Annotated in this window: 5 protein-coding genes and 1 pseudogene; 4 read left to right on the forward strand and 2 right to left on the reverse strand. The window is 43.6% G+C overall.

Annotated features, from left to right (window positions below; translation table 11 throughout):
- Positions 1-425: 425 nt before the first annotated feature.
- Positions 426-1,772, reverse strand: a complete 1,347-nt coding sequence (locus F6K37_RS29840) for an IS200/IS605 family accessory protein TnpB-related protein (RefSeq protein WP_287254097.1) — start codon at positions 1,770-1,772, stop codon at positions 426-428.
- Between the two features lie 317 nt (positions 1,773-2,089).
- On the opposite strand from F6K37_RS29840, the gene F6K37_RS29845 reads away from it, so the two are divergent.
- From F6K37_RS29845 to F6K37_RS29860, 4 genes are all read left to right on the forward strand, one after another.
- Complete coding sequence (locus F6K37_RS29845; protein ID WP_287254099.1) at positions 2,090-3,109, forward strand: helix-turn-helix domain-containing protein; 1,020 nt, start codon at positions 2,090-2,092, stop codon at positions 3,107-3,109.
- Between the two features lie 291 nt (positions 3,110-3,400).
- Entirely contained in the window at positions 3,401-3,634 is a 234-nt protein-coding gene (locus F6K37_RS29850) for a hypothetical protein (protein ID WP_287254101.1), read from the forward strand.
- Positions 3,597-4,430, forward strand: a complete 834-nt coding sequence (locus tag F6K37_RS29855) for a c-type heme family protein (protein ID WP_287254102.1) — start codon at positions 3,597-3,599, stop codon at positions 4,428-4,430. The genes F6K37_RS29850 and F6K37_RS29855 overlap by 38 nt, the downstream gene beginning before the upstream one ends.
- Positions 4,431-4,436: 6 nt before the next feature.
- Positions 4,437-6,032 carry a mechanosensitive ion channel domain-containing protein gene (locus tag F6K37_RS29860; RefSeq protein WP_009149697.1) on the forward strand — a complete coding sequence of 532 codons (1,596 nt, stop codon included), beginning with the start codon at positions 4,437-4,439 and terminating at the stop codon, positions 6,030-6,032.
- Between the two features lie 41 nt (positions 6,033-6,073).
- Here F6K37_RS29860 and F6K37_RS29865 read toward each other — a convergent pair.
- Positions 6,074-6,300, reverse strand: a pseudogene (locus tag F6K37_RS29865) (hypothetical protein); the annotation flags it as partial.

Here is a 6,300-nt window from a genome sequence, read left to right on the forward strand (position 1 = left end):
TTCCTGAACTACTGCTGACTTTTTCAGCTGGTCACCCACCAGGAGGTATTGACTCAAACTATTACTCTGACTAATTTGTCAGTTTTACTGAGATCTAGTCTACCGTACTTTTAAAAGAGCCGCACCCATTTTTTTTTTGGCTATTCGGAAATTGACTTTGCACACATTCCCTAGCTTATTGGTAAGCTATCTCTGTGGATAATCAAAAATTCCAACTTTCTCAGCTATAAAATATAATTAACTAATTTGCAAGCAATTATAAGTTTTACTTATAATTGCTTGCAGGGTAAGCGCAAGAATCAATAAGCTGTGGCTTATTGAGAAAAAAACTAGCTCATTCTCAACAAATTAACTCTATTGCCAGTACAGTTCTACGAGATTATAGGGGTATGAAGCTTCCACCACCTGAACGAGGTGGTGGTGTCCTATGCTAACCTGGAACTACGAAGCGTCCACAGGTCACACAAGCAAGCCCAGCTTCTAGGCGGTCGTCGAGATCTTTTGCTGGAACGACCCTCCTCGTCATTTCTGCGAGTGAGTTTGAACACGCCCCTGGCACCAATGTTGTAAGCTCCGTTTAAATCCGCATTAAACCCCTTACCTGAAGGGAAGGTTGCCAAGGAGTATTTTTTTGAATTTCGTTTAACCGTACCAGAGCCATCAAAAGCCAATTTTGAAGTATAGGCGGCGATAACTTCTATCACCTTACCACCCAACTCAGCCCATTTCATTTCCGTAAAGTCGCGGATTTTCTCTTTGAGCCATCCGTGGAATCTTTGCCTTAAGTTGGAGCGCCTTTTTCCACCTCTTGGCTTCCACCCTTTGAGATTCTCAAATACAATTACTTCAGAATTAAACTTTTCAGAAATCCCCACAATCCGTCTAGAAACAACATGGCTGATCTGGGTATTGATTCTTTGACATTTTTGATAAGTTTTGGAGCAAAACCCAATATGAAGTTTTCCTCCTTTGCCCATCGTTTTTGATGCTCTTTTTGACACGGATTTTAGTCGTTTGTCCCTACGGTCTATGTCTCTTCCAAGATGAATAAACTCACAATGGATTACAGTGCCGTCATCGGTTACAACTGCTACGGTAGCAGTAGTGTTGATACCTAAATCTACCGCAGTAACATTAGCCTCTGGTTTTCGTTTTTCTGGCTTACAAGTGAATGGGACGGACAAATGGCAGTACCTATCATTGAAAACCAACAAAGGCGACATCATTTTATTTGTAGCTACCTGATGCCTTTCTCTCAAGCCGGTAATCTGAACCATAGTCCAGACCCAGTTTTTGCCATCAAAAACTTTGATTTCTACTTGGTCGAAACCATGCATCTTGTAACATTGCCCTTTATACAAGGCAGGATAGCAACCAGTATCAGCATTTAGTCTTGGCGGTTTACTATCTTTCCTTTTTCGATTACCAGATTGCCATTCGCAATATCTAGTAACGAAACTACTAACCTGTCCAGCTGCAAATGCGATGGCGGCTCGACGGTAATAACTAGGGAACTTGTAGAAAGCTTTATTGAACTGTGGATATTTGATATTTGGACGCTTTGCTGTTTCATGCATTAACTTTTCGACAGCAGGAGTTAACTGATCCGCTGTCAATCCACCAAGCTCAGACCAATGAGTATAAATAATGCCAACCAAGTATTTACAAGCCTGACGATAAACTTTGACCGTCTCATCAAACAATCCCTTTTGCTTGGAAGACGGGTTTAGTTTCCATTTGTCAGTTCTGATAACTTTGCTTGACGTTTTCACTGGTCTCGAAAAATATCGCTAGTTAATATTTTAGCCTACAAAAATGTAGACGACAATAGTTTGATTGATGTTCCAGGTTTTTGGCTATTGTTGTTGGCGTGGACTAACCCCCACTTGGACGTTCGCGTAGCGTGGCCTGCGGCCAAGTGGGGGAATGCGTCTCACGTCTTGTTCAATACAATCTTAGTGGTAAGCTATCTCTGTGAATAATCAAAAATTCCAACTTTCTAAGCTATAAGAATTAAATAACTAATTTTCAAATTGTATTAGTTTTACTTATAGGTAGTTGGAATATTTTTTTCTAGGGGGGTGCCAAAATGACTTTGTTGATTGATGCCAACAATAGTAAAACTACCCAACCTGAGGATGATCCTGGGACAGGCAATCAGAATATTGTCTCCAAATCCATTACAGATGTGGATAGTGTCAAAGAGTTTTTTAAGTATAAAAATAGGGAAATAATACAACTCAGTCCCGGTCCTCTTCAAGCTAAGTTTTTGTCGATTCAGGTTGGTAACTTATTTTTTGTATATAATCAGGTCAACCAAGGGATTCAATTGTCGGGTGAGGGACAAAATGAATACATATGTTTTGGGATAATTTACTCTGAAAATGAAAAAGAATATTACTCCTTCCGTCACCCTGTGGAGCCTCAAAGGACTATTTTTGGTTTCAATGGCAAGGGAGCAGATGCAATCTTTCCTCAAGGTATAACGTTGACACAAATTATAATCCCTGTTCCAACATTTGATGCTTATGCAGACCAACTACAACGCCAGGATCTAGACGATAAGTTCCGAAGTAAAAATCATGTGAATTTGCTACCAACGGGGATGAACGAAATTAAAGATTACGTGAAAGAACTTATTTGGTTAGCAGTACATAAACCCAATTGGTTACAACAACCTCATATTGAGGAACTCGTTAGGGATGATTTCCTTCCTTTGTTGATTAGTAATATTCCCACTAAGTTAAATTCCAAGTGTTTTCTCAAAGCTTCTCGAAGAGCAAAGTTGATTGCCCAAGCTGAAAAAAAAATGCTAGCACACTTGGAAAAACCTCTGACCTTAAAACAGCTAGCTCAAAATTTAGGGTCTAGCAGTTCTGCCTTATCTTATGGTTTTCAGGACTTATTTGGCTTGAGTCCCATGCGCTATCTCAAGGTACGACGACTTAATGCAGTGCGAGAACGCTTGAAGGCAAGTGAACCAGAACGTTGTACCATAGCCATCCTTGCTAGTGAATTTGGGTTCTACAGTCCTTGTCATTTTACTAGAGATTACAAAGCTATGTTTGGGGAGTTACCTTCAGAGACATTGCGAAACACTGGAAACTAAGCCTTGGGTATCGATTGATAAATACAGCGGTTTGCAATTCATTCAGGTACAAATTCTTGGGTTTTAGGGAGCAGGGAGCAGGGAACAAAAAACAGGGAATATATAATTTTGCGCATTCTAAATTATTAAAATACAAAAATTGTGTAAACCACCCAAGTAAAAACCACTATATTAATCAACATATTAGAGAAATTACTGAAGTCTATAGGATTAACTTTAACTAAAATAACGATAAACAGTACTAACGGGATAAATACCGAAAAATTGACTATAGCAATCCGTTTAGGAATTGTGAAAATTTTTCTTATCTACTCCCAACTTCCGACTCCCGACTCCCGACTCCCGATTCCCGATTCCCGATTCCCGACTCCCGACTCCCGACTCCCTGCTCCCTGCTCCCTTTCCTATACCTTTAAGGATGAAACTACAGACAAGACTGGAATTAGTGATACTAGTCATTTTCTTATGCGGCTGGATCATAGCTGGGTTGATCACCTATGCTGTAGAGCAACAAAATGCTCGTAAGGAAGTTGTTCATACTGCGGAAGTGCTGTTGAGTACAGCAGTGGCGGCTAGGGACTACACTACTGATCAAGTTCGACCGTTGCTGCGAGAACTGGAAACAGAAGAGTTCCTTCCCCAAACTGTCCCCTCCTATGCCGCCCAACAATTGTTCAAGGGTCTGAACCAGGACTATGACGGCTATACCTATGCTGAGCGGGCGCTTAACCCCACCAATCTCAAAGATCTGGCTGAGGGATGGCAAGTTGAGCTGATTCGAGAATTTATCACTCACCCCAATCTCAAGGAAATTATTGGGCAGCGCTCTACCAAGCAAGGACTCAAAAGTGTCTACGTTGCCCAACCGATCCAGATTAAGTCCCAAAGCTGTTTGCAATGTCACGGCAAGCCAGAAGATGCTCCCCCAGCCTTGATTAAAACCTATGGTGATGCCAGGGGCTTTGATTGGAAGCTCAATGAGATTGTTGGGATCAGGTTGCTCTCTGTGCCTACGTCAATGCCAGAGAAACAAGCGCGACAGGCTATTTTTTCATTCTTATTGCTGCTAGCCAGCATTTTCTTAATCGCTTACACCACAGTCAGTCTAATCGTCAGGCGCTGGGTAGTTAATCCCCTCAACAGCATTGCTCACTTGGTGGAGGAAATCAGCCTCAGAAAGGTAGAAGGTTCGCAATTACCAGATGGTCGCTCTGATGAAATTGGCAAGCTCAGCCAATCCATCAATAGATTGCTAATCAGCTTGAGTAAAGCGCTTTCAAACTGCAACTTACCATCAAGTCATTCTGACGATATCCCCTAAAACCAAATGACTGCAAAAAACTTAACTATTCTCGGCCTCACCGGTCTGTTGCTTTTAGCCTATACCTTTGTGAGTAGCAACCCAGACCTGGTATCAGACTCGATAGTGAAGTACCTACAGATTACGGTATTGGTCTGCGGTAGTGTTGTAATCGTTAATTTTCTTTCCTTTCTGGTAGTTGATGTTTGGTTTGCCCGCTCCCAAGGTAAACAACCCTCAGCCTTGCTCAAGCTAGTTATTTCCCTATTACTCTATGCAGTTTGCTCGGTTTTGATTTTAGGAATACTGGGGGAAAACATAGCAGCCTTCTTTACCACCTCAGCATTAATCACAGCGGTGATCGGCTTTGCTCTACAGTCTACTTTAGGTAATTTCTTTTCAGGGGTAGCCCTACGCATTGACCAACCCTTTCAAATTGGTGACCGAGTGATTATCCGTGATGTAGAGGGCGTCATCGAGTCCATCACCTGGCGCTCGATAGCGATACGTCAGTGTACTGGTGAAATGACTTACATTCCTAATGGGTTACTGTCAGATGACTTACTTACGGTGATTCCTACTAAGACATCCACGGTACAACCAGTGATGCGCTCTGTGGAATTTTTAGTTCCTGCTGCTTCTCCCCCCCAACAAGTCATTGATGCTGCCTATGGAGCAGTCCTGAATCAGCCCCACCCTAACATTAACCTTGACAAACCGATTCAAGTCAGGATGTGGGAATATGACTTGGCGGATCCAGGGCTGTTTATCACTTACAAACTTTTCTACTTTCCTAAAAACTACAACCTTGCTCCATTGCACACGGATCGCGAACTCTTACGCCGAGTCTGGTATGGGTTAAGCCGTGAAGAATTAAGTCCTAGGTATATTATTCCCTCCCACAAGCAGCACCTCAAACTCCTCAGCTCCATTGAATTCTTCCGCCACTTCAGCCTTGGAGCACAGAAAATCCTGATCGAATCTGCCAAGCCTCTACTATTTGATGCTGGTGAAACCCTCAGTAGTAAAAATCTGCCTCAAGACGCTATGTTTATAGTAGTTAAAGGCTGCCTAGAGGTAGAGCAACAGGTGGTTATCACCTTGGGCAAGACTACAGTCAAACCATTCACTCATAGACCCAAAGCCCAACCCCCTACTCCATTAGATCAACAGGTGATTGAAAGGCTTGCCTATCAACTAGCTCACTACATCGGTCCTACTGCTTTTTCTGTAGCCCATGAGGCGGCACAGCAGACATCGTCTCTCTACTGGCTATACCAACTGTTAGCAGCAGAGATTCACGATCTTGAACAACGGCAGGAATTTCTCAAGTACTCCCCTCAATTTCCTGTGGAACAGTTACAAGCCGGAGACTTCTTCGGTGAGATGACTCTTTTCTTAGGTAAACCCTTGCCAAAGGTTACCATCACTGCTGCCATGGAGACTGAGATTCTGGTCATCACTCAGGAGTCTCTTACTGAAGCGTTACGGGACGATCACACACTCCTAGATCTGTTGAGCCAGATAGTTGCTAAGCATCAGAGCAACTATCTGGCTGGAACAATGCAGATGTCTTCCTTAGAGGTATTACCAGCAGATGCGATGAAGCTTCGCTTCCGCTAAAAGCGATTGGCCTTTGGCCACGCTACGCTATTGACCGTAGGTCACGCTACGCGAACGCAAAGCACATCGGCCATCTGATTAGTGTTTAGTTGTCGGGAATCGGGAATCGGGAATCGGGAATCGGGAATCGGGAATCGGGAATCGGGAATCGGGAATCGGGAAAGAGAGGGGAGTGTGGGGCGGGGGCGCGGGGAGTGTGGGGCGGGGGCGCGGGGAGTGTGGGGCGGGGGCGCGGGGAGGGTGGGGAGGGGGCGGGGGGAGTGAGGGG

Source organism: Moorena sp. SIO4E2, assembly GCF_010671945.1.
Lineage (GTDB): Bacteria > Cyanobacteriota > Cyanobacteriia > Cyanobacteriales > Coleofasciculaceae > Moorena > Moorena producens.

What these genes read in the sequence shown, in the direction of transcription:
- F6K37_RS29845 (WP_287254099.1), top strand. Translation starts at nt 2,090, where the DNA reads ATGACTTTGTTGATTGATGCCAACAATAGTAAAACTACCCAACCTGAG.
- F6K37_RS29860 (WP_009149697.1), top strand. Translation starts at nt 4,437, where the DNA reads ATGACTGCAAAAAACTTAACTATTCTCGGCCTCACCGGTCTGTTGCTT.